Below are 20881 nucleotides of genomic sequence, written 5' to 3' on the forward strand. Positions count from 1 at the left end.
TCACTGCCATGTCGCTTGAACACGCGGACGTGCAGCGGGCTGCCCACCTCGCCCGCCTTGCCTTGGATAACGACGAGGCCGCGCGCTATGTCGACGACCTGGGGCGCATTCTCGAAATGGTCGACCAGCTCCAGGCCGTCGACACCGAGGGCGTCGCCCCCCTGGCGCACCCACTGGATACCACCCAACGCCTGCGCGCCGACGAAGTCACCGAAACCGACCAGCGCGACCGCTTCCAGCGTTGCGCGCCGGCCGTCGCAAACGGTCTCTATCTGGTCCCGCGCGTGGTGGAATAAGCGCTATAAGCCTTGACCCGGAGCCAACCTCCAGATGCATGACAAGACATTGACCGAACTCGCAGCCGCCCTCGCCGCCGGCGAGTTCTCCAGCCGTGAACTGACCCAGAGCCTGCTGGGCCGTATCGATGCCCTCGACGGCGAACTCAACAGTTTCATCACGGTGACCGCCGAGAAGGCCCTGGCCGACGCGGAGCGCGCCGATCAAGCCCGTGCCAAAGGACAAGCCGGCCCACTCACCGGCCTGCCGCTGGCCCTGAAGGACATCTTCTGTACCGATGGGGTGAAAACCAGTTGTGGCTCGCGAATGCTCGACAACTTCGTTTCACCCTACGATGCCACCGTGGTCGAGAAGCTCAAGCAAGCGGGCACCGTGTGCTTGGGCAAGACCAACATGGACGAATTCGCCATGGGGTCGTCGAACGAGACCAGCTTCTATGGCCCGGTGAAGAACCCTTGGGACCTCGCCGCCGTGCCCGGCGGCAGCTCCGGGGGCAGTGCCGCCGCCGTCGCCGCCGGCCTGGTACCGGCCGCCCTGGGCACCGACACTGGTGGCTCGATCCGCCAGCCAGCGGCCTTCTGCGGTATCACTGGCCTCAAGCCAACCTATGGCCGCGTGTCGCGCTACGGCATCGTCGCCTACGCCTCGAGCCTCGACCAGGCCGGTCCCATGGCGCGCACCGCCGAAGACTGCGCCTGGCTACTCGGCGCTATCGCTGGCCATGACTTGCGCGATTCCACCAGCGTGGCACGCGGCGTACCCGACTACCAGGAGGAACTCGGTGCCTCGCTGTCGGGACTCAAGATCGGTCTGCCCAAGGAGTATTTCGGCGATGGCCTCGATCCCGCCGTCGAGGCGGCGGTACGTGAAGCGGTACGGGTCTACGAGTCGCTCGGCGCCACGGTGCGCGAGGTCAGCCTGCCGCATACCCACCATGCCATCCCGGCCTACTACGTGATCGCTCCAGCCGAGGCCTCGTCCAACCTGTCGCGCTACGACGGTGTGCGTTTCGGTCACCGGTGCGATGCCCCCAAGGACCTGATCGACCTTTACGAACGCTCTCGCGCCGAAGGCTTCGGTGAAGAGGTCAAACGGCGTATCCTGATCGGTACCCACACCCTGTCGGAAGGCTTCTTCGAGGCCTACTACAAGAAGGCACAGCAGGTCCGCCGGTTGATCCGGCAGGACTTTCTGGATGCCTTCGAGGACGTCGATGTGCTGATGGGGCCGGCCTCTCCGACCCCGGCCTTCGATTTGGGGGCCAAGAAGGATCCCGTGTCGATGTACCTGCAGGATATCTACACCATTGCCATCAACCTGGCGGGCATTCCCGGCATCAGCGTACCAGCCGGGTTCGCCGGCTCGCGTCCTATCGGCCTGCAGATCCTGGGACCGCTCTTCGCCGAGCCGCAACTACTCAACGTTGCCCACCAGTACCAACAGGCGACTGACTGGCACCGCCGTCAGCCGGCCTTCGGCAAGGAGAATGCATGATGCAATGGGAAACCGTGATCGGCCTGGAAGTCCACGTCCAGCTCTCGACTCGTTCGAAGATCTTCTCCGGCGCCTCCACGGCCTTCGGCGCCGAGCCCAACTCCCAGGCTTGTGCCGTTGACTTGGGCCTGCCCGGCGTGTTGCCGGTGCTCAACGAAGCCGCAGTGGCAATGGCGGTCAAGTTCGGTCTGGGTATCAATGCCGAGATCCCCGAAGTGTCGGTATTCGACCGCAAGAACTACTTCTACCCTGACCTGCCGAAGGGTTACCAGACCAGCCAGATGTATCACCCCATCGTTGGGCCGGGTGAGGTCGAAATCGCCCTCGAGGATGGCAGCACCAAGCGCATCCGCGTGCATCACGCCCATCTCGAGGAAGACGCCGGCAAGTCGCTGCACGAAGACTTCCATGGCATGACTGGTATTGACCTCAATCGTGCCGGCACGCCACTGCTGGAAATCGTCTCCGAGCCCGACATGCGCTCGGCCAAGGAAGCTGTTGCCTATCTCAAGGCCATCCACTCCATCGTCACCTACCTGGGCATCTCCGACGGCAACATGGCCGAGGGATCGATGCGCTGCGACGCCAACGTCTCGGTACGCCCCAAGGGGCAACAAGAGTTCGGCACTCGTACCGAGATCAAGAACGTCAACTCCTTCCGTTTCGTCGAGCGGGCCATCGTTTTCGAAGCCGAGCGTCAGATCGAACTGATCGAGGACGGCGGCAAGGTAGTGCAGGAAACGCGCCTGTACGACCCCGACCGCGACGAGACGCGCAGCATGCGCACCAAGGAACAGGCCAACGACTACCGTTATTTCCCCTGCCCCGACCTGCTGCCGGTGGTGCTCGACCAGGCCTATGTCGATCATCTGCGCAGCTCGCTGCCGGAGCTACCCGCAGAAAAGCGCGCGCGCTTCCAGGACGAACTGGGATTGTCCGCCTATGACGCTGGCGTACTGTCTTCGAGCCGGGCGATGGCGGAATATTTCGAAGCGGTCAAGGAAGTTTGCGGCGATGCCAAGCAGGCCGCCAACTGGGTCCAGGGCGAGTTGTCCGGTGCTTTGAACCGGGAGAACCTGACCATCGACCAGAGCCCGGTGACATCAACCCAGCTCGGCGAACTGATCGTCCGAGTGATGGACGACACCATCAGTGGCAAGGCGGCCAAAGAGGTCTTCGCCGCGCTGTGGAACGGCGAGGATGACAGTGCCGACGCCATCATCGATGCCCGCGGCCTGAAACAGGTCACCGATACCGGCGCCATCGAGGCCATGATCGACCAGGTCATCGCCGACAGCCCGGTCCAGGTGGCACAGTACCGCGACGCCGAACCGGAAAAGCGTGGCAAGATGATCGGCTACTTCGTCGGTCAGGTGATGAAAGCTTCGCGCGGCACCGCCAACCCTCAACAGGTCAACGCGTTGCTCAGGCAGAAGCTGGACAACCTCTAAGATGACACTGGAACACGGCTGCCTTTACGCCGTTTTCCGGCATGTCCAGGACAGCCAGTCATGGTGAAAAGGAGTCCCTGATGTCGGATGATGTGGGCGCCCGCCTGCGCGCCCTGCGCAGCCTACGCGGCATTTCCCAGCGTGAGCTGGCCAAGCGTTGCGGGGTGACCCATTCCAGCCTGTCGCTGATCGAACAGGGCAAGGTCAGCCCTTCGGTCAGCTCGTTAAAGAAGATCCTCGACGCCATTCCCATCAGCGTCGGGGACTTCTTCACCATGGATCTGGAGAGCCGCGACCAGGTGTTCTATTCGGCCGACGAACTGACCGACATCGGCAGTGGCGATGTCATCTACAAGCTGGTCGGTGCCAACCGTGCCTCGCGAGCGTTGTCGTTCATGATCGAGACCTACCCCGCGGGTAGCGACACTGGCCGTGAGATGATCGCCCATCAGGGCGAGGAAGCCGGCGTGGTACTGGAAGGCGAGATCGAAATCACCATAGGAGCTGAAACTCGCGTACTGGGTCCCGGCGAAGCCTATTACTTCGATACCAACGTGCCCCACCGCTTCCGCAACCCCAGCAAGGTCGCCTGTCGACTGGTGAGCTGCTGCACCCCGGCCAAGACATTCTAGCGCCCGAGGTGCATGCGGCTGATCGAATGACTTGACGGGCATAATGCGACTCATGATGATGACTGAATGACAACAGGGCACGTTCCCGCGTGACGAGCAGACAGGAACTGAAGGAACGGGGCGCCACGATCCCGATCATCAACCAGGTGAATGGCGCACCACTCCCATCACGCACTTCGAGGTAACCCTATATGCGACCCGTATCCAGCATGATGCTAGCCCTCTCGTTGACCTTTCTGCCGCTCGCGGCACTGGCACAGAGCAGCGATGAGGCCCCAGACAATGAGGTCATCGTCGAGGAGAGCGAGCCCGCCTCAACTGCGTCGGACGAGGGCCAGGAACAGGCCCTGGAATCGCTCGACAGCGCCCAGGCAGAAGCCGATGAAGAAGCCGATTTCGGCCTCAACACCGCCCGTGAAGCGGTCAGCGAGAGTGGTGTCGAAGGCAGTGAGATCAGCGGCCAGACCAGTGGTGGCGTGAGCACCGAAGCCACCTCCGGTGGCATGGGCGCCAGTGCCAGCGGTGGTGCCAGTGCTGGCGGTTCTGGCAGTGGAGCCGGTGGTGCTGGCAGTGGAGCCGGCGGTGCTGGCAGTGGAGCCGGCGGCCGCAATTAAGTTATCCGCCCGTGCGATGGAATCAGGCCGGCCCTCACGGACCGGCCTGATCGTTTCAGGGCTCGAGCGACATCCACACCGTCTTGAGCTCGGAATACTCCTGCAATGAGTGCATCGACTTGTCACGCCCGTTGCCCGACTGCTTGACGCCACCGAAAGGCACTGTCATGTCACCACCGGCCCAGTTGTTGACGTAGACTTGTCCCGACTCCAGCCGACGGGTCACGCGCATGATGCGGTCGAGATCCTGACTCCACAGCCCGGCTGCCAGACCATACAGGCTGTCATTGGCCAGTCGGATCGCCTCTTCCTCGGTGTCGAAGCCGAATACCGACAGCACCGGCCCGAAGATCTCCTCACGGCCGATTGTCATCTCGGGCGTCACATCATCGAATATCGTCGGCGAGATGAACAGCCCTCCCGGGCATGTCTCCACTGCTTCGCCGCCGGTGCGCAGGTGGGCCCCCTCTGCCACTCCTTGGCGAATGTAATCGAGAATCCGCTGGTACTGAGTCTGGTCGACGATGGCTCCCATGAAACTGTCGGGATCGAGAGGATCGCCAGGCTGCATGCCTTCTGCAGCCTTGAGCACCCGCTCGATGAAATCCTCGCGAATCGCATTCTCGACCAGCAGCCGTGAGCCGGCGATGCACACCTCACCCTGATTGTGGAAGATCGCCGCGGCGGCGTTTTCAGCCACGGCATCAAGATGCTTGCAATCGGCGAAGACGATGTTGGGGCTCTTGCCACCGCACTCCAGGTAGACACGCTTGAGGTTCGACTGCCCGGCGTATTGCATCAGCTGCTTGCCTACCGCCGTCGAACCGGTGAAGGCCAGGCAGTTGACCCCCATCGACAGCGCCAACGCCTTGCCCACGGTATGGCCGTAGCCTGGGAGCACTTGGAACACACCATGCGGCAGGCCGGCCTCCTTGGCCAGTTGCGCCAGGCGCAGCGCCGACAGCGGCGATTTCTCTGAAGGCTTGAGGATCACACTATTGCCGGCAGCCAGGGCTGGAGCGATCTTCCAGGCGGTCATCATCAGCGGAAAGTTCCACGGCACGATGGAGGCCACCACCCCCAGCGGCTCGCGCAGCACCAGCCCCAGGCTCTCCTCGCCAGTGGGCGCCACCTCGCCGTAGACCTTGTCGATCGACTCGGCATTGTAGCGCAGGCAGGCAATGGCACCGGCCATGTCGCCCAGCGAACTGCTCACCGGCTTGCCCATGTCCAGGGTGTCGAGCAGCGCCAGCTCATGCTTGTGCGTCTCCATCAGGTCGGCCAGACGCAGCAGCAGCTTCTTGCGGCGCCCAGGCGCGATCCGCGACCAGTCGCCGCGATCGAAGGCAGCCCTGGCATGCTGTACCGCCAATTCAGCGTCGGCGGCATCGCAGCTGGCTACCCGAGCCAGTACCTTGCCGGTGGCCGGATTGATGGTCTCGAAGGTTTCACCGCTGGCCGCGTCAACGAACGCGTCGTCGATGAAGGCGCGGGTCTCGAAGATCAAGGACTCGGCCATGGCGCGCCAATCGGCATGGCTGCGGGGAATGGCATGCGGTGCACTCATGCGGTTGTCTCCTCTTGCACGGTTTTGGCCAGGCGTACGGCAGTTTCATCCAAAGCATCTCGGGCCAGGGCAACCAGTTCATCGATCTGCTCGCGGGTGATCGTCAACGGCGGTGCGATGATCATGGTATCGCCTACAGAGCGCATCACCAGCCCACTGGCAAAGCAGATATCCCGGCACAGGTTGCCGACAGCCAGCCGCTTGTCGAAGCGCCCCCCACTGGCCTTGTCGGCCACCAGTTCCAAGGCACCCATCAGTCCCAGGGAGCGCGCTTCGCCGACGAGCGGATGTTCAGCGAGGCTCGCCCAGCGTTCGGCCAGATAGGGGCCCAAGTCGTCGCGTACTCCTTCGACCACGCCCTCGGCCTGCATGATCTCGAGATTCTTCAGGGCCACGGCGGCACATACCGGATGGCCGGAGTAAGTGAATCCGTGGAAGAACTCGCCGCCCTCCTCGATCAATGTCTCGGCGACACGGTCTCCAACCAGCACCCCGCCGATCGGCAGATAGCCCGATGACAACCCCTTGGCGATGGGCATAAGGTCGGGCTCCAGGTCGTAGTGCAGACTACCGAACCACTCGCCCAACCGACCGAAGCCGCAGATCACCTCGTCGACCACCAGCAGGATGTCGTACTTGGCCAGCACTTCCTTGACCGCCGGCCAGTAGCTGGCAGGCGGCATGATGGCACCACCGGCGCCCTGTACCGGCTCGGCGATGAAGGCCGCAACATTGTCCTCGCCGAGTTCGAGGATGCGTGCCTCGATGGCCTCGGCACAGGTGCGACCGAAGGCTTCCGGCGACTGATCTCGTCCTTCGCCGAACCAGTAGGGCTGGCGGACGTGGCTGATCTCAGGCACCAGAGGGCCTCCCTGGGCATGCATGGGTGCCATGCCGCCCAGGCTCATACCGGCCACGGTGGAACCGTGATAGGCATTCTCGCGCGAGATGATCCACTGTTTCTCAGGCTTTCCCTTGAGCGCCCAGTAACGACGCACCATACGCAGCACGGTGTCGTTGGCCTCCGACCCCGAGCCAGTGAAGAACACATGGTTGACATGCGCCGGTGCCAGTTGACAAAGCTTCTCGGCCAGCTTGACCGCCGGCGGATGAGTGGTCTTGAAGAAGTTGTTGTAATAGGGCAGCTCGCGCAACTGGGCGGTGGCGGCCTCTACCAACTCCTGACGGCCGTAACCGAGATTGACGCACCACAGCCCGGCCATGCCATCGAGGATGCGGTTGCCCTCGCTGTCATGGATATAGACACCCTCGGCATGGGTCACGATGCGACTGCCCTCTTCGCCGAGCGCCTTGAAGTCGGTGAAGGGGTGAAGATGATGGGCGCGATCCAGCGCCTGAAGATCCTGGGAATGCATGGCGGTCTCCAAAAGTCATGCCACTCAGGTAGCGGCACCCTCGACAGGCATGGGGTTACGGGCCGATAAGCGTTCGTGGCAGGCGTGTGCAAAGCCCTGAAACAGGACGTCGTAAAGCGGATGTTCACGCGGACGCCATTCGGGATGCCATTGCACGGCCAGGGCGAAGCCCGGCGCATCGGCCACCGAGACGGCCTCGATCAGGCCATCGGGAGCCACTGCCTCGGCGACGAGTCCAGGCCCCAAGCGTTCGATGCCCTGCTGATGCAGGGAATTGACCCGCGCATGATGCTCGCCATACAAACGCGAGAGCACCCCACCCGGCAGAATCTCCAGATCGTGGCTAGGGGCGTATTGGGTTGCTCTGTCGCCTGGCGGCTCGCGGTGGTCGAGCATTCCCGGTTGCTGCTGCACTGCTTGGTAAAGCGTGCCACCGAATGCCACATTGAGTTCCTGGAAGCCCCGGCACACACCCAGCAACGGCATGGCCAGATCCAGGGCAGCAGGAATCCAGGTCAGGGCCGCGGCATCGCGATGGCGGTCGTCACGGGTATTCTCGGACGCGCGACCGGCCCCGTAGCGCGTCGGCTCCACATTGGTGTAGCTGCCGGTCAACAACAGGCCATCAAGACGCGTCAGCAGCACCGTGGAAGCCCCCGCTTCGATATCCTCCCAAACCGGCAGCACAACCGGCTCGAGGCCATAATCGCGCAGGGCACTCAGATACTTGTCGGTGACCATGTGCGCCGGGTGGCCCTCCACCTCGCGACGACAGGCGATCACCCCCACCAAAGGGCGGCTCTGCATGACAGGCTCCTTAGTAGTACGCAGAATCTCGTTTGTTATGCTTTGCTCAACATACCGCTGTTAATCTTCTTTGCCAAGCCGTTCCATTGCCGACTTACCAAACCACATATCAACCAACTGATTTAAAAAGAATAACCAAAACAATTCCGTGGTTTTCCCGTTATCAACCATCACCCCAGGGCGTAAAGGATTTGACAACACCCACCTGACGATTGAAAGATAATAACCATCGTCAACGTCAAGAAGGACAGGTGGCATCATGTCGTCTTCCCCAGCCGGTGAAGCCCGCGCTTTTCTCGAACGACACCCCGACATCGACAGCATCGATCTGCTGATCAGCGATCTCAACGGCGTATTGCGCGGTAAACGCATCCCGCGCGACAACCTGGAGAAGGCCTATCGGGACGGCATCAACCTGCCAGCCTCGGTCTTCGCCCTCGATATCAACGGCAACACCATCGAGGAAACCGGATTGGGGCTCGCCAGCGGCGATAGCGACCGCCTGTGCCGACCGATCCCCGGCACCCTGATGCCAAGCCCCTGGCTGCGTCGCAGCCGCCAGGCACAACTCCTGATGACCATGAACGAGGCCGACGGCACACCTTTCTTCGCCGATCCCCGCCAAGTATTGGACCGTGTGCTATCGCGCTTTCGCGATGCCGGCCTGACCCCTGTCGTGGCCGTGGAGTTGGAGTTCAACCTGGTCGACCGCAGCCGGGATTCCTTGGGGATGGCCCAACCCCCATGTTCTCCAGCCACCGGCGAGAGAGCCTCCCAAAGCCAGCTCTACTCGATCAATGAACTCGACGAATACGCAGATTTCCTCGAGGACATTCACGCCGCCTCCGCAATTCAGGGCCTGCCGCTGGATACCGCCCTCAAGGAGTGCGCCCCGGGGCAATTCGAGATCAATCTCCTGCACTGCGACGATGCACTCAAGGCATGCGACAGTGCCATTCTGCTCAAGCGCCTGATCAAAGGGGTAGCACTGAACCACGGTTTCGAAGCTACCTTCATGGCCAAACCCTATGGCGGAGAGGCCGGCAACGGCACCCATGTCCATATCAGTTTGCTGGACAGTGCTGGGCACAACGTCTTCGCCGCCAACGATGAAGCGCCACATGGCACGCCGATCCTGCAGCAGGCCATCGCCGGGCTGCTGGAACTCATGCCGGCCTCGATGGCACTGTTCGCCCCCAATCTCAACTCCTATCGACGTTTCCAGCCAGGCCTTTACGTGCCCATGACCCCGACCTGGGGTTACGACAATCGCTCGGTCGCCCTGCGCATTCCCTCTGGCACCAACGATGCCCGCCGCATCGAGCACCGCGTCGCCGGGGCCGATGCCAACCCCTATCTGTTGCTAGCCACGCTGCTGGCCGCTATCGACCACGGCATTCAGCACCGCCTGACACCGCCACCGGCGATTACCGGAAACGCATACGAGCAGTGCGAGCCCAGCCTGACCAATAGCTGGCAACAGGCTCTGGACCTGCTGGAAGCGAGCGATGTACTGGCCGAAGCCTTGGGACGCGAGTTCCTGCATGTATTCCTGGCCAACCGACGCGCCGAGCGTGCCCAGGCCATGCAGGCGGTGAGTAAGTTGGAATATGACTGGTACTTGCGCCATGTCTGAGGGAATCCCTCACTTCCCGTCCTGATCACATCGCGACAGATACCCGGCCATATGCATGGCCGGGCGGGCCTCGCTGTGCCGATGCCACGACAACAACAGACTTCACAACAATATGAGGTGAGACTCGATGACAAGCACAACCCTCCCTGCCATACCTCATGCTCCCCATCACCACCAAGCAGCATTCGGGGGTCTGGCATGAGCAATACATCGCATCCCTTCGCTCCCTCGCTGCCCGGAAAACGCGGTTCACGACGCCCCATACTGCTGAGCGCCGCCATCCTCGCGGTGATCGTGGGGCTGACGCTGTATCACATGCCGGGCACCGACTATGGCTGGATCAGCCTGGTCCCCTCGGCACTGGTGCTGGTCGTGGCCATCGCCACCCATCGCACTCTCGAGGCTTTGGCGGTTGGCGCCCTGGCCGGTCTGATCCTGCTGCAACCCGACGACTATATCGGCGAACTGGCCGATATCTCGCTGACCGTGATGATGGACGAAACCATTGCCTGGTTAATCCTGGTTTGCGGCCTGATGGGCGGCTTCATTGCCATGCTGGAGAAGTCTGGCTGCACGCTGAGCTTCAGTCACTTCATGACACGCCTGGTGAAGACACGTCGTCAGTCACTGCTGAGCACAGCAGCGCTGGGCGTGTTGATCTTTATCGACGACTATCTCAATGCGCTGGCCACCTCGGCGGCCATGAAACGCCTCACTGACCGCTTCGGCGTATCGCGCGAGAAGCTGGCCTATATCGTCGACTCCACGGCGGCTCCGATCTGCATCCTGGTGCCCCTGTCCACGTGGGCGGTGTACTTCGCCGAGCTGCTGGAGACCAATGGCGCCACCGAAGAGCCGGGCATGTGGCTGTACATCCAGTCGATTCCCTTCATGCTCTATGGCTGGGTCGCCATGACGTTGGTGCTGTTGGTGGCGCTGGGCAAGATGCCCGACCTGGGACCGATGAAGGCGGCCGAGGCCCGCGCCCGTGCTGGCCAGCCGATTCCCGACGGCGCCCCCGATCAACCCTTGAGCGATGACGACGTTCCCACGAGCAACCCTTGGTTGGGCGTGCTCAATTTCCTCGCCCCCATGGCCGTCTTGATCGGTGCCAGCGCTTACTTCGAGATCGACCTGCTCAAGGGCGTGATCGTCGCCACTCTGTTTACCCTGGCGATCTACTTGATCCAGCGGCTGGCCACCTTCAACACCTTGATGGATGCCATCATGGACGGCTTCCGGACCATGATGCTGCCACTGGCCATCGTCGCGGTCGGATTCGTGCTACGCGAGATCAATGATCAACTGGGCATGACCGAGTTCATGATCGATTCGCTGTCCCCTTACCTGACGGCCGCCTTGCTGCCCGCCATCGTTTTCGTTTCGATGGCCGTGGTGGTATTCGCCACCGGCTCGTCATGGGGAGTGTTCGTGATCTCGATTCCCATCGTGGTGCCCATCGCCCAGCACATGGGAGCCCCAATGCCGCTAGTGGTCGGCGCCCTGCTTTCCGCCTCGAGTTTCGGCAGCCATGCCTGCTTCTTCTCCGACTCCTCGGTGCTCTCCTCCCAAGGCAGCGGCTGTCTGCCCATGCAGCATGGCTTGACGCAATTCCCCTATGCCCTGCTCGGGGCGTTGGTCACCACCATCGGCTTCGTCGTTCTCGGTTATGCCATGACCTGAACGGTGATGAAGCCCAGATACACTCGCGCCCCGGCCGATTGGTCGGGGCTGTCGCAGTGACACAAGTCGGGGTCGCCGTTGGACAGCTATAAGGTGTCCTGTGCATTACGTTGACAAGAGAACCACGGGGCAGCGGGCGGGTCACCACAGGAGAACCGGTCATGGCGACACTACCCAAGCACGCAAGCGCGGTGATCATCGGCCAGGGCGGCATCGTTGGCGCCTCGGTGGCTCATCACCTGATCGAGCTGGGATGGGACAATCTCGTGGGCCTCGACAAGTCCGCCATTCCCTCGGATATCGGCTCCACCTCCCACGCCTCCGACTTCTGTTTCATGACCTCCCACGACAAGATGTCGTGCTATACCACCACCTACAGCCGACGCTTCTATGAGAGTCTGGGCCACTATTGCCGCACCGGTGGCCTCGAGGTGGCACGAGTGGGCGATGATGAGCGTATGGAGGAACTCAAACGCAAGGTCGCCTCGGGTAAGGCATTCGGCACCAATGTCCGGCTCATCAGTCCCGATGAGGCCGTCGAGCGTTTTCCACTGGTGCAGCGGGAGTTGATCCAGGGCGCGATGTGGGACCCCGACGCCGGCCTGGTGGTACCCCGCTCGCAGCAGGTTGCAAGCGAGCTGATCGAACAAGCGAAAGCTGCGGGGCGACTCAAGACCTTCGCCGACACCCCAGCGCTGGACATCGACGTTGACGACGGCCGGGTCCGCGGTGTGGAAACGAGCAAAGGTTACATCGAGACCCCGGTGGTGATTGTGACCTCGGGCATCTGGGGCCCGATTCCGGCAGCCATGGGTGGCGCCCCCCTGCCGCTGATGCCGGTTGAGCACCCCTTGCTGTTCTTTGGCCCCTACGATGTGTTTGCCGGCACCGGTAAGGAAATCGGCTATCCCCTGCTACGCGACCAGGGCAACTCCGCCTACATGCGCGACACAGGCGACCCCACCACCACCGAGGGCGGGCAACTTGAGTGGGGCTACTATGAAACCACCGCACCGCGCCTGGTACATCCCACCGATATCCTCGAGCGAGACCAGGCACGGCTATCGCCCTCCATGCGTGACCTGGATCTCGACCAAGTCATGCAGCCCTTCACACGAGCGGTGGAACTCACCCCCGTGCTCGGCGAACTGGGCTGGGACGAGAAGCACTCGTTCAACGGCCTGCTGTCGGTCACCAACGATGGCGGCTCCCTGATCGGCGAATCGCCGGAGACCCGTGGCCTGTGGTTCTGCGAGGCGGTCTGGGTCAAGGATGGTCCCGGCATGGGCAAGGTGTTCGCCGACTGGATCACCAAGGGCAGCCCGGAACTCGACCCCTTCGGCATCGACATTGCGCGGTTCTACCCCGTGCAGAAAACCCCGCACCATGTTTACGGACGCTGCCTCGAGATCGCCAGAAAGATCTACGATCCGCCGGTGCATCCCCGCGAGCCGTTCGAGTCCGGGCGTAATCTGCGGCGTGGCCCCTTCTGGACAAGAGAGAAGGAACTCGGCGGCTATTTCATGGAAGCGGCGGGCTGGGAACGCGCCCACGGCTACGCGGCCAACGAGCCCCTGCTGGAACGCTACGCCGAGCGGGTTCCCGAGCGCCCCGTCGAGTGGGACGCTCGTCACTTCTGGCGGGTCTCCAACGCCGAGCACCTCGCGCTGAGCGAGGACGTGGGTATGATCAACCTCTCCCACTTCGCCATCTTCGACGTTTCCGGGCAGGATGCCGAGTCATTACTGGAGTACCTCTCGGTGGCCCGTGTGGGCGGCGATCAGCCGATCGGCAAGGGCGTGTACACGCATTTCCTGGACGCCTTCGGCGGCGTGCATTCCGACCTGACCGTGGTCCGTCTCGCGACGGATGCCTACAGGGTGATCTGCGGCGGTGACACCGGTCATCGCGACTACGTGTGGATGATACGGATGGCCGAAGAAAGGGGACTTGCGCGGGTGCATATCGAGGACCGCACCGATACCCTGGCCACTCTAGGACTGTGGGGACCCAATGCCCGACGTACGCTACAGGCGGTCGCCGACGACCCGCAGGCGCTGGAGAACGAGCGCTTCCCCTTCGCCACGGCCCGCGAGATCCGCGTGCGCGGGCTACCGGCCTGGGCCTTCCGTATCTCCTATGTGGGTGAGCAGGGCTGGGAACTCTACATACCGTTCAGCTACGGGCTCACCCTGTGGGATCTCCTCTTCGAGCAAGGAGTGACACCGGTAGGTATCGAGACCTACGCCAACAGCCGCCGCCTGGAAAAGAGCCTGCGACTGCAGAACGTGGACCTGCTCACCGAGTACAACCTCTATGAGGCGGGGCTCGCCAGGCCCAAGGTCAAGGCGGCGGACTTCCATGGCCGGGCCGCCTACCTGGAGCAGCGCGAGCGTGAGCAGCAACCTGCCTACCTGTGTACCATGACCATGCAGGAGAACCGGGACGCCAGGGGCATATCGCGCTATCCAGTGGGTTACGCCCCGATTCTCGCCCCGGAGAGCGGAGAGGTACTGGTGGACGCTCTGGGACGCCGTTCCTACGTCACCAGCACCGCCTACGGCCCGTCGGTAGGCAAAATCATCGCCTTGGGCTATCTGCCAGCGGAGTATGCCCGGGAGGGTGGCAAACTCCTCATGGAGTACTTCGGCGAGCACTATCCGCTGCGGGTCGAGGCCGTCGGCTATCGAGCCCTGTTCGATCCCGACAACCAGCGCCCCAGGAGCTAGTGCTGGCGCCTGGCCCCGGCCGGCTCGCCGGGGCATCGGTCCAGTTCGGCGACGTCAGCCCTGGGTTGCGGTATCCGCGGCATGCCACTGGGGCTTGTCGTCCTGCATCAGCACGCGATTGCCCTGCGGGGCATCATCGAGACGCACGCTGTAGACCTGGCCCTCGTAGCGATACTCGACATCATAGCCGAGATGTTCCTCACGGGTGTCTACCACGGTATGGCACTGACGCTGGGTGGTCGTAGTGGTCTGCCCAGCTTCAATACGCTCTTGCACTTCACGACCGGCCAGACCGCCACCAACCGCACCAGCCACGGTAGCGATCTTCTTGCCGCTGCCACCGCCAATCTGGTTGCCCAATAAGCCCCCCACGATGGCCCCGGCCGCGGTGCCCACGATGCGATTGGGATCGCGAGTGGGCGCACGCTGACTGACCACTACGTTCTCGCATACCTCACGCGGGGTTTCGACGGTACGCGTGGCTGCATCGACACTGAGAATATCGGCATACACCGGTTCCGGCTCCCGCTCGAAAGTCTGAACCTGATAGGCTCCCACCGCCAGGCCACCCAGGCCCAGCACCGCCAAAGTACCGCCGATCACGATTGACTTGTTCATCGCTTGCCTCCTGATGCATCACGATATCCTGTCCTATGTAACGAACCTGAACGTCGCGCATGACTGGTCCGCCTCGTTGGGAAGCGCCACTCCAAGCGATGAAAAGGGCTGCGAATGCAACTGAAGCATCCGGCTTCAGTACGCATTCATGATGAGAATGGGAGCAAGTATATACGGTGATAGCTTGCCGCCGGAGTCGTACCAGAGTTATTGAACACTGTTTTCACATTCATGGGAAGGGCGTCGCCGGCCGCCGACAGGCGCTTACACCCCCAAGATATCTCTGACCCGATAATACCAAGCGCCCAACGCCGACAGTGGCACGCGCAACATACGACCACCGGGAAATGGCAGATGCGGCAAACCAGCAAAGGCATCGAAGCGCTCGTTTCGCCCATTCATGACCTCGGCGATCAATCGTCCAGCCAAGTGCGAACAGGTCACGCCATGCCCGGAGTAGCCCTGCGCATAGTAGACATTGCCGTTGAGGACGCCGAACTGCGGCAGGCGGTTGAGAGTCAGCAAGAAGTTGCCACTCCATGCGTAGTCGATCCTTACGCCCTTGAGCCGTGGGAAAGTGGCTTCGAGCTTGGGCCGGATGACGCCTTCGATGCTCGCCGGATCCTGGCCACCATAGTTGACGCCCCCACCGTAGATCAGGCGTCGATCCGCCGAGAGGCGGAAATAGTCGAGCAGATAGTTGCAGTCCTCCACGGCCATGTCGTTGGGTAACAGCTCGCGAGCCACCGTTTCATCGAGTGGCTCGGTGGTAACGATCTGGGTACCGCAGGGCATGGCCTTGCCTTCGAGCTGTGGGATCAGTTTGTGCATGTAAGCGTTGCCGGCCAGTACCACCCGTTCGGCGCTTACCACTCCCCGCGGAGTGTGCAAACGAACCAGCTCGCCATGGACCAGTTCGGTGACCGGTGTCTGCTCATGGATTACTCCGCCCAATGATTCGAAAGCCGCGGCCTGTCCGAGCACCAGGTTGAGCGGATGCAGATGTCCACCGGCGTGGTCGACCAGCGCACCGACATAACGTTGCGTACCGACTTCGCGACGACAGTCCCGCCCTTCCAGCAGTTCCAGGCGATCATGGCCAAAACGCTCCCAGAGCGCCTTGTGCTCGATCAACCCCTTGAACTGCTTGGCATTGCAGGCGGCAAACAGGTTGCCATCCTTGAGATCGCACTGGATATCGTATTGCGCAACCCGCTCACGGATGATGCGGTTGCCCTCGAAGGGCATGTCTCCCAGTGCCCGAGCCGTCTCCGCGCCGTACTTGGCCTCGATTACGTCCATGTCGCGACTGTAGCTGTTGACGATCTGACCGCCATTGCGCCCGGAAGCACCGAACCCGACTCGGGCGGCCTCCAGCACCACGACCTTGAGGCCCTTCTCGGCCAAGTGCAGCGCCGAAGAGATCCCGGTGAAACCGGCCCCCACCACACAGACATCACAGCGGATTTCGCCCTCCAGCGCCGGGCGCGACGGGCTCGGATTAGCCGAGGCTGCATAGTAGGACGCCACGTGCCGGGGGGATGAAGTCGCGCTCATGAAAGCCTCCAAAGTGTTTATTTTATTCAACATAATTGAGGCAATATTACGCTAATCAACCACAACATCGCAACTAAGTGGTGCATTATACTCACCATTCGCATGGCAGCTCAGGAGCGCCACCATGCGCCGATGGAGGGACCTCAAACTCTCAGCAGAAGATGCTCACGCTCCCAGGAACTGATGACCTGGAAGTACGCCTTGTGCTCGGCACGCTTGACCGCGAGGTAGCTGTTGATGAAACGCTCGCCCAGCAGGTCGGCCAATGGCTTGCAGGCATGCAAAGCATCCAGTGCGGGCCCGATATCATCGGGCAGCTTGTCACCGCCGGACCACGCCGAGCCGACCATGGGAGGACGAGGCTCGATCTGGCTGAGCATGCCCAGATAGCCGCAGGCGAGCGATGCCGCCATGACTAAGTAGGGATTGGCATCGGCACCGGCCAGGCGATTCTCTACACGCGTGGCCTGCGGTGACGATACCGGCACTCGCAAACCCACGGTACGGTTGTCGAGCCCCCACTCCACGTTGACCGGTGCCGAGCCGCTATGCTCGCTGCGCATCAGGCGACGATAGGAGTTGACGTTGGGGGCGAAGAACAGCATCGCCGCCGGCAGATACTTCTGCAACCCGCCGATGAAATGATGGAAGAGACGGCTTGGCTGCTCATCCTCACCGGCAAATAGATTCCGTTCGTCGTCGAGATCCATCAGGCTCTGATGGATGTGCATGGAACTACCCGGCTCGTTGGCCATGGGTTTGGCCATGAACGTCGCATACATATCATGGCGTAGCGCCGTCTCACGAAGGGTGCGTTTGAACATCACCACCTGGTCGGCCAAGGTCAGCGGGTCGCCATGCTGGAAATTGACCTCCATCTGGCCGGCCCCCTCCTCATGGATCAGGGTATCCAGATCGAGATCCATGGCCTCGCAATAGTCGTACATCTCTTCGAATAATGGATCGAACTCATTGACCGCATCGATGGAGAACGACTGACGGCTGCTCTCCTGGCGTCCCGACCGGCCGATCGGCGGTTCGAGGGGATAATCGGAGTCGGTGTTGGTCTTGACCAGGTAGAACTCCACCTCTGGCGCCACCACCGGCTTCCAACCACGCGCCGCGTAGAGATCCAGCACTCGCTTGAGCACATGCCGCGGCGAAAGCTCCACCGGTTCACCGGTCAGGTAATAGCAGTCGTGAATGATCTGCGCCGTCGGATCCTCCGCCCACGGAACCGGATAGACGGCCTGCGGATCCGGAATCAGTTCCATGTCCCGCTCGGCTGGGTTCCAGAATCGGATATCCTCGTCATCCGGATAACCGCCAGTAACGGTCTGGATGAAGATCGAATCCGGCAGTCGTGGGCGACCGCCGTTGAGGTATTTGTTGGCGGGCATGATCTTGCCCTTGAGAATGCCGGTCAGATCCGTGACCAGACACTCCACTTCGGTGATGCCATGGGCACTGAACCAGTCGTTCAATACTGGATCGTCTTGACGCTTACTCATACGAAGTTCCTTGATGGACATCATGGCGCGGCGCCGCCCAACGCGATGCCGCGCCCTGGTCCCGGTCCGGGACCGATCGTTCAACGAGCCTGCACCTCGGACCATAGCTGCTGGAAGGTCTGAAGCTGCTCGCCGGAAAGACTCGGCGTGAAGCGCAGTCGCGCCATGTCCTCGTCGCTGGGTTGCACCGGCGGCTCGGTCAGCACCTCGTCGAGATAAGGCTTGGCCGCGGCATTGGGGCTGGCATAGTAGTTGTAGTTGGAGAGTTGAGCGCCAATCTCGGCGTCGAGGATGAAGTCGATGAACTTGTGCGCCATATCCGGATTCGGCGCCTCGGAGGGAATCAGCATGGCATCGACCCACATCTCGGCCCCTTCGTCGGGAAGCATGAAGTCGATGCTGGCAAAGGTTTCCGGATCCTCGTCCTTGAAGAACAGGTAGTCGCCATTGTAACTCAGGGCGACATGCGTCACGCCACGGGCCACCTGTTGCAAGGCGGGTGTGCCATCGGAAAAGCCACTGAAGTTGTCGCGCCCCTTGGTGTCGATCAGCAGCCGTGCCGCCTCACGCCAGGCATCCATATCGGTGCAATCATAGCCATGTCCGAGATAGGCGCACGCCGCTCCCATGCTGACCTGGCCATCGCCCATCAGGGCAAAGGGATGACTCGGATTGACCTCGCTGTCGAAAAGCAGCGACCAGCTCTTGGGGGAATCAGGGAATGTCTCGGTGTTGTATATGATTCCCGTGGTCCCCCATTGATAAGGCGCACTGTATTCACCGCCTGGATCGTATTCCGGGTCGCGAAACTGCTCCATCACGTTATCGAGATTCGACAGCTTCGACTTGTCGAGTGGCTGTACCAACCCCGTCTTGATCAGACGCGGCACATAATAGTTGGACGGCACGATGATGTCGTACTGCGAAACGCCGCCGGCATTGAGCTTGGCGAACATTTCCGGCAAAGAGTTGAAGTAGTTCTGCACCACATCGACATCGTACTTCGCCTCGAAGGCCTCGATGATCTCGGGGTCCATGTACTCCGTCCAGTTGAACAGATACAGCTTGTTCTCCTGGGCCTGCGCCGCTCCTGCCAATAGCAGGCTGCCCAGGGAAACGGCCACACGCATGGTAATTGTTCTCATGGTTCGCTCTCCTCTGTTCCCCTTCGATGGTTTGCCGTCGACCTGGTAGGCCGGCGGTAGCTGAACAACAGACTCAACACAGCGGCGATGGCCACTGCTCCGATCATCAAGGTGGCAATCGCATTGATTTCCGGCGACACGCCCTTCCTGATCGCCCCCCAGATGTAGATCGGCAGGGTCGCACTCTCGGGCCCTGCGGTGAAGAAGCTGATCACGAAGTCGTCAATGGACAAGGTAAACGATAGGAAGAAAGCCGAAATCAACGCCGGCTTGATGGTCGGCAACATGAAGTGCAACGCTCGCTGCCAAGGCGAGGCATAGAGATCCTTGGCCGCCTCGAACAAGGAGGGATCCAGGCCGACGAAGCGCGAGTAGACGATCAGCGCCACGAACGGTATCTGGAAGGTCACATGGGCGATGATCATGGTCTCGAGACCGGGCTGCAGCAGGCCAGTCAGGCGGTGGATCTGGACGAAAAAGGTCATCTCCGAGATACCGAAGACAATATCCGGCAACACGATCGGCAGATAGATCAACACGATCAGCCAGCCAAGCTTGCGATGGCGGTGGCGATACATGCCATAGCCGATCAGGCAACCGATCACCAGCGCAATCACCGACGATGTGATCGCCAGGATCATGCTGTTGGCGAATGCCGACAGAATCTCCTCGTTGCCCAACAGGCGCCGGTACCAGCGCAACGAGACACCGGTGAAGTGGGCGGCGCTGTTAGTGGCATTGAAGGAAAACACCACCACCACCACCAGTGGCAGGTAAAGAAATGCCAGGGTCAGCCACCAGAAGGCGCTCAAGCCGCGCTGCAGGTTGCGCTTTCTCATATCACCACCTCCTCGCCACCACCCAGTCGCTTGCCGACCCGGCGCATGGCGAACAACCCGATGAAGGTAGCGATCAGCATCAGGATGGCGCCGGCGGCACCCAGCGGCCAGTTGGCACTACCGGCGAACTGATTGGCTACCAGGTTGCCGAGCATCATGCCCTTGCCACCCCCCAGTAACTCGGGAATGACGTACATGCCGAAGGCCGGGATCGCCACCAGCACCGTGCCCGCCAGCAGCCCCGGCAAGGTCTGGGGGAACACGGCATGCCAGAAGGCCCGTACCGGCGAGGCATAGAGATCCTGGGCAGCCTGTACCTGGGCCGTGTCGAGCTTTTCGAAAGCCGCGTACAACGGCAACACCATGAATGGCAGGAAGTTATAGACCAACCCCAGGGTCACCGCGAAATTGGAAGGATAAAGCCCCATATTGGGATCGATCAGACCCACGGATTCAGCCAGATTGGCCAACGGGGTCCCCGGTGCGAGAAGGTTCATCCAACCGAACGTACGGATGACTTGATTGGTCCAGGAAGGCACCACCACCAACAGCAACATGATCGGCCGCCACTTTTCACGACATGTGGTGATGTAGTAGGCGATCGGATAGGCGATTACCACCACCAGCGCGGTCGACACCAAGGTCTGCCACAATGAGCGCAGCAAGGTATAGAGGTTGCCCGGACTCCAGCCCAGGAAGCCGAAGCCCGCCAGGCGTCGAAACGACTCCACCGACAAGGGCATCTCGGGAAGTCCGTAGGGTCCGGTGGTCATGAAGGCCACGCCCATCAGATAGGCACTGGGCAAGACCAGGAACACAAAGATCCAGAAGGCACCGGGGGCGACCGTGAACAGCAGATGACGGGACTCGCTGACCAGGGCACGGCTGCGGAGACTGGGAATGACATCGGAGTAGGCCATGACGT

General features: G+C 61.6%; 18 protein-coding genes. 8 read left to right on the forward strand and 10 right to left on the reverse strand.

Annotation, left to right across the window (positions count from 1 at the left end; all coding sequences use genetic code 11):
• Positions 1–8: 8 nt before the first annotated feature.
• The 5 genes from gatC (at position 9) to IE093_RS03390 (ending at position 4488) form a co-directional block, all read left to right on the forward strand.
• Positions 9–296, forward strand: coding sequence for an Asp-tRNA(Asn)/Glu-tRNA(Gln) amidotransferase subunit GatC (gatC, locus tag IE093_RS03370; protein WP_189466207.1), 288 nt, complete (start codon positions 9–11; stop codon positions 294–296).
• 34 nt (positions 297–330) lie between these two features.
• A complete protein-coding gene (gene gatA, locus IE093_RS03375; RefSeq protein ID WP_189466209.1) occupies positions 331–1791 on the forward strand; it encodes an Asp-tRNA(Asn)/Glu-tRNA(Gln) amidotransferase subunit GatA in 1461 nt (486 codons plus the stop codon).
• The gene (gene gatB, locus IE093_RS03380; protein ID WP_189466469.1) at positions 1791–3242 is read left to right on the forward strand and encodes an Asp-tRNA(Asn)/Glu-tRNA(Gln) amidotransferase subunit GatB; all 1452 of its coding nucleotides are present in this window, start codon (positions 1791–1793) and stop codon (positions 3240–3242) included. The genes gatA and gatB overlap by 1 nt, the downstream gene beginning before the upstream one ends.
• An 80-nt stretch (positions 3243–3322) precedes the next feature.
• Positions 3323–3874 carry a cupin domain-containing protein gene (locus IE093_RS03385; RefSeq protein WP_189466211.1) on the forward strand — a complete coding sequence of 184 codons (552 nt, stop codon included), beginning with the start codon at positions 3323–3325 and terminating at the stop codon, positions 3872–3874.
• 191 nt (positions 3875–4065) lie between these two features.
• On the forward strand, positions 4066–4488 hold the full coding sequence (locus IE093_RS03390; RefSeq protein WP_189466213.1) for a hypothetical protein: 423 nt from the start codon (positions 4066–4068) through the stop codon (positions 4486–4488).
• 55 nt (positions 4489–4543) lie between these two features.
• On the opposite strand, the gene IE093_RS03395 is transcribed toward IE093_RS03390, so the two are convergent.
• The 4 genes from IE093_RS03395 to IE093_RS03410 are packed head-to-tail and all read right to left on the reverse strand — an operon-like array spanning position 4544 to position 8499.
• Entirely contained in the window at positions 4544–6055 is a 1512-nt protein-coding gene (locus IE093_RS03395) for an aldehyde dehydrogenase (protein ID WP_189466216.1), read from the reverse strand.
• Positions 6052–7431 carry an aspartate aminotransferase family protein gene (locus tag IE093_RS03400; RefSeq protein WP_189466218.1) on the reverse strand — a complete coding sequence of 460 codons (1380 nt, stop codon included), beginning with the start codon at positions 7429–7431 and terminating at the stop codon, positions 6052–6054. The genes IE093_RS03395 and IE093_RS03400 overlap by 4 nt, the downstream gene beginning before the upstream one ends.
• 24 nt (positions 7432–7455) lie before the next feature.
• Entirely contained in the window at positions 7456–8238 is a 783-nt protein-coding gene (locus tag IE093_RS03405) for a gamma-glutamyl-gamma-aminobutyrate hydrolase family protein (RefSeq protein WP_189466220.1), read from the reverse strand.
• Positions 8239–8298: 60 nt separating this feature from the next.
• On the reverse strand, positions 8299–8499 hold the full coding sequence (locus tag IE093_RS03410) for a hypothetical protein (RefSeq protein ID WP_189466221.1): 201 nt from the start codon (positions 8497–8499) through the stop codon (positions 8299–8301).
• On the opposite strand from IE093_RS03410, the gene IE093_RS03415 reads away from it, so the two are divergent.
• The 3 genes from IE093_RS03415 to IE093_RS03425 all read left to right on the forward strand — a co-directional run bounded on the left by IE093_RS03415 (position 8498) and on the right by IE093_RS03425 (position 14286).
• Complete coding sequence (locus IE093_RS03415) at positions 8498–9874, forward strand: glutamine synthetase family protein (RefSeq protein ID WP_189466223.1); 1377 nt, start codon at positions 8498–8500, stop codon at positions 9872–9874. The genes IE093_RS03410 and IE093_RS03415 overlap by 2 nt on opposite strands.
• Positions 9875–10072: 198 nt before the next feature.
• Entirely contained in the window at positions 10073–11557 is a 1485-nt protein-coding gene (locus tag IE093_RS03420; RefSeq protein WP_189466226.1) for a Na+/H+ antiporter NhaC family protein, read from the forward strand.
• 161 nt (positions 11558–11718) lie between these two features.
• A complete protein-coding gene (locus IE093_RS03425; protein WP_189466228.1) occupies positions 11719–14286 on the forward strand; it encodes a GcvT family protein in 2568 nt (855 codons plus the stop codon).
• 54 nt (positions 14287–14340) lie between these two features.
• Here IE093_RS03425 and IE093_RS03430 read toward each other — a convergent pair whose 3' ends face one another.
• The 6 genes from IE093_RS03430 to IE093_RS03455 form a co-directional block, all read right to left on the reverse strand.
• A complete protein-coding gene (locus IE093_RS03430; protein WP_189466230.1) occupies positions 14341–14904 on the reverse strand; it encodes a glycine zipper 2TM domain-containing protein in 564 nt (187 codons plus the stop codon).
• Positions 14905–15168: 264 nt separating this feature from the next.
• Entirely contained in the window at positions 15169–16461 is a 1293-nt protein-coding gene (locus tag IE093_RS03435; RefSeq protein WP_189466231.1) for an NAD(P)/FAD-dependent oxidoreductase, read from the reverse strand.
• 143 nt (positions 16462–16604) lie between these two features.
• Positions 16605–17972 carry a glutamine synthetase family protein gene (locus tag IE093_RS03440; RefSeq protein ID WP_189466233.1) on the reverse strand — a complete coding sequence of 456 codons (1368 nt, stop codon included), beginning with the start codon at positions 17970–17972 and terminating at the stop codon, positions 16605–16607.
• Between the two features lie 80 nt (positions 17973–18052).
• Positions 18053–19117: an ABC transporter substrate-binding protein gene (locus IE093_RS03445; RefSeq protein ID WP_189466235.1), complete on the reverse strand. Its 1065-nt coding sequence runs from the start codon at positions 19115–19117 to the stop codon at positions 18053–18055.
• Entirely contained in the window at positions 19114–19956 is an 843-nt protein-coding gene (locus IE093_RS03450; RefSeq protein WP_189466237.1) for an ABC transporter permease, read from the reverse strand. The genes IE093_RS03445 and IE093_RS03450 overlap by 4 nt, the downstream gene beginning before the upstream one ends.
• On the reverse strand, positions 19953–20876 hold the full coding sequence (locus IE093_RS03455; RefSeq protein ID WP_189466239.1) for an ABC transporter permease: 924 nt from the start codon (positions 20874–20876) through the stop codon (positions 19953–19955). The genes IE093_RS03450 and IE093_RS03455 overlap by 4 nt, the downstream gene beginning before the upstream one ends.
• Positions 20877–20881 lie beyond the last annotated feature (5 nt).

Origin of the sequence: Litchfieldella qijiaojingensis, assembly GCF_014651875.1 — a bacterium.
Lineage (GTDB): Bacteria > Pseudomonadota > Gammaproteobacteria > Pseudomonadales > Halomonadaceae > Litchfieldella > Litchfieldella qijiaojingensis.

Bases quoted from the DNA above. Each gene is read 5' to 3' on its own strand.
- gatB (WP_189466469.1), top strand. From the start codon at position 1,791: ATGCAATGGGAAACCGTGATCGGCCTGGAAGTCCACGTCCAGCTCTCG.
- IE093_RS03400 (WP_189466218.1), bottom strand. From the start codon at position 7,431: ATGCATTCCCAGGATCTTCAGGCGCTGGATCGCGCCCATCATCTTCAC.
- IE093_RS03440 (WP_189466233.1), bottom strand. From the start codon at position 17,972: ATGAGTAAGCGTCAAGACGATCCAGTATTGAACGACTGGTTCAGTGCC.
- IE093_RS03410 (WP_189466221.1), bottom strand. From the start codon at position 8,499: ATGATGCCACCTGTCCTTCTTGACGTTGACGATGGTTATTATCTTTCA.
- IE093_RS03390 (WP_189466213.1), top strand. From the start codon at position 4,066: ATGCGACCCGTATCCAGCATGATGCTAGCCCTCTCGTTGACCTTTCTG.
- IE093_RS03455 (WP_189466239.1), bottom strand. From the start codon at position 20,876: ATGGCCTACTCCGATGTCATTCCCAGTCTCCGCAGCCGTGCCCTGGTC.
- IE093_RS03445 (WP_189466235.1), bottom strand. From the start codon at position 19,117: ATGAGAACAATTACCATGCGTGTGGCCGTTTCCCTGGGCAGCCTGCTA.
- IE093_RS03405 (WP_189466220.1), bottom strand. From the start codon at position 8,238: ATGCAGAGCCGCCCTTTGGTGGGGGTGATCGCCTGTCGTCGCGAGGTG.
- IE093_RS03435 (WP_189466231.1), bottom strand. From the start codon at position 16,461: ATGAGCGCGACTTCATCCCCCCGGCACGTGGCGTCCTACTATGCAGCC.
- IE093_RS03415 (WP_189466223.1), top strand. From the start codon at position 8,498: ATGTCGTCTTCCCCAGCCGGTGAAGCCCGCGCTTTTCTCGAACGACAC.
- IE093_RS03450 (WP_189466237.1), bottom strand. From the start codon at position 19,956: ATGAGAAAGCGCAACCTGCAGCGCGGCTTGAGCGCCTTCTGGTGGCTG.
- gatA (WP_189466209.1), top strand. From the start codon at position 331: ATGCATGACAAGACATTGACCGAACTCGCAGCCGCCCTCGCCGCCGGC.
- IE093_RS03385 (WP_189466211.1), top strand. From the start codon at position 3,323: ATGTCGGATGATGTGGGCGCCCGCCTGCGCGCCCTGCGCAGCCTACGC.
- IE093_RS03420 (WP_189466226.1), top strand. From the start codon at position 10,073: ATGAGCAATACATCGCATCCCTTCGCTCCCTCGCTGCCCGGAAAACGC.
- IE093_RS03430 (WP_189466230.1), bottom strand. From the start codon at position 14,904: ATGAACAAGTCAATCGTGATCGGCGGTACTTTGGCGGTGCTGGGCCTG.
- IE093_RS03395 (WP_189466216.1), bottom strand. From the start codon at position 6,055: ATGAGTGCACCGCATGCCATTCCCCGCAGCCATGCCGATTGGCGCGCC.
- gatC (WP_189466207.1), top strand. From the start codon at position 9: ATGTCGCTTGAACACGCGGACGTGCAGCGGGCTGCCCACCTCGCCCGC.
- IE093_RS03425 (WP_189466228.1), top strand. From the start codon at position 11,719: ATGGCGACACTACCCAAGCACGCAAGCGCGGTGATCATCGGCCAGGGC.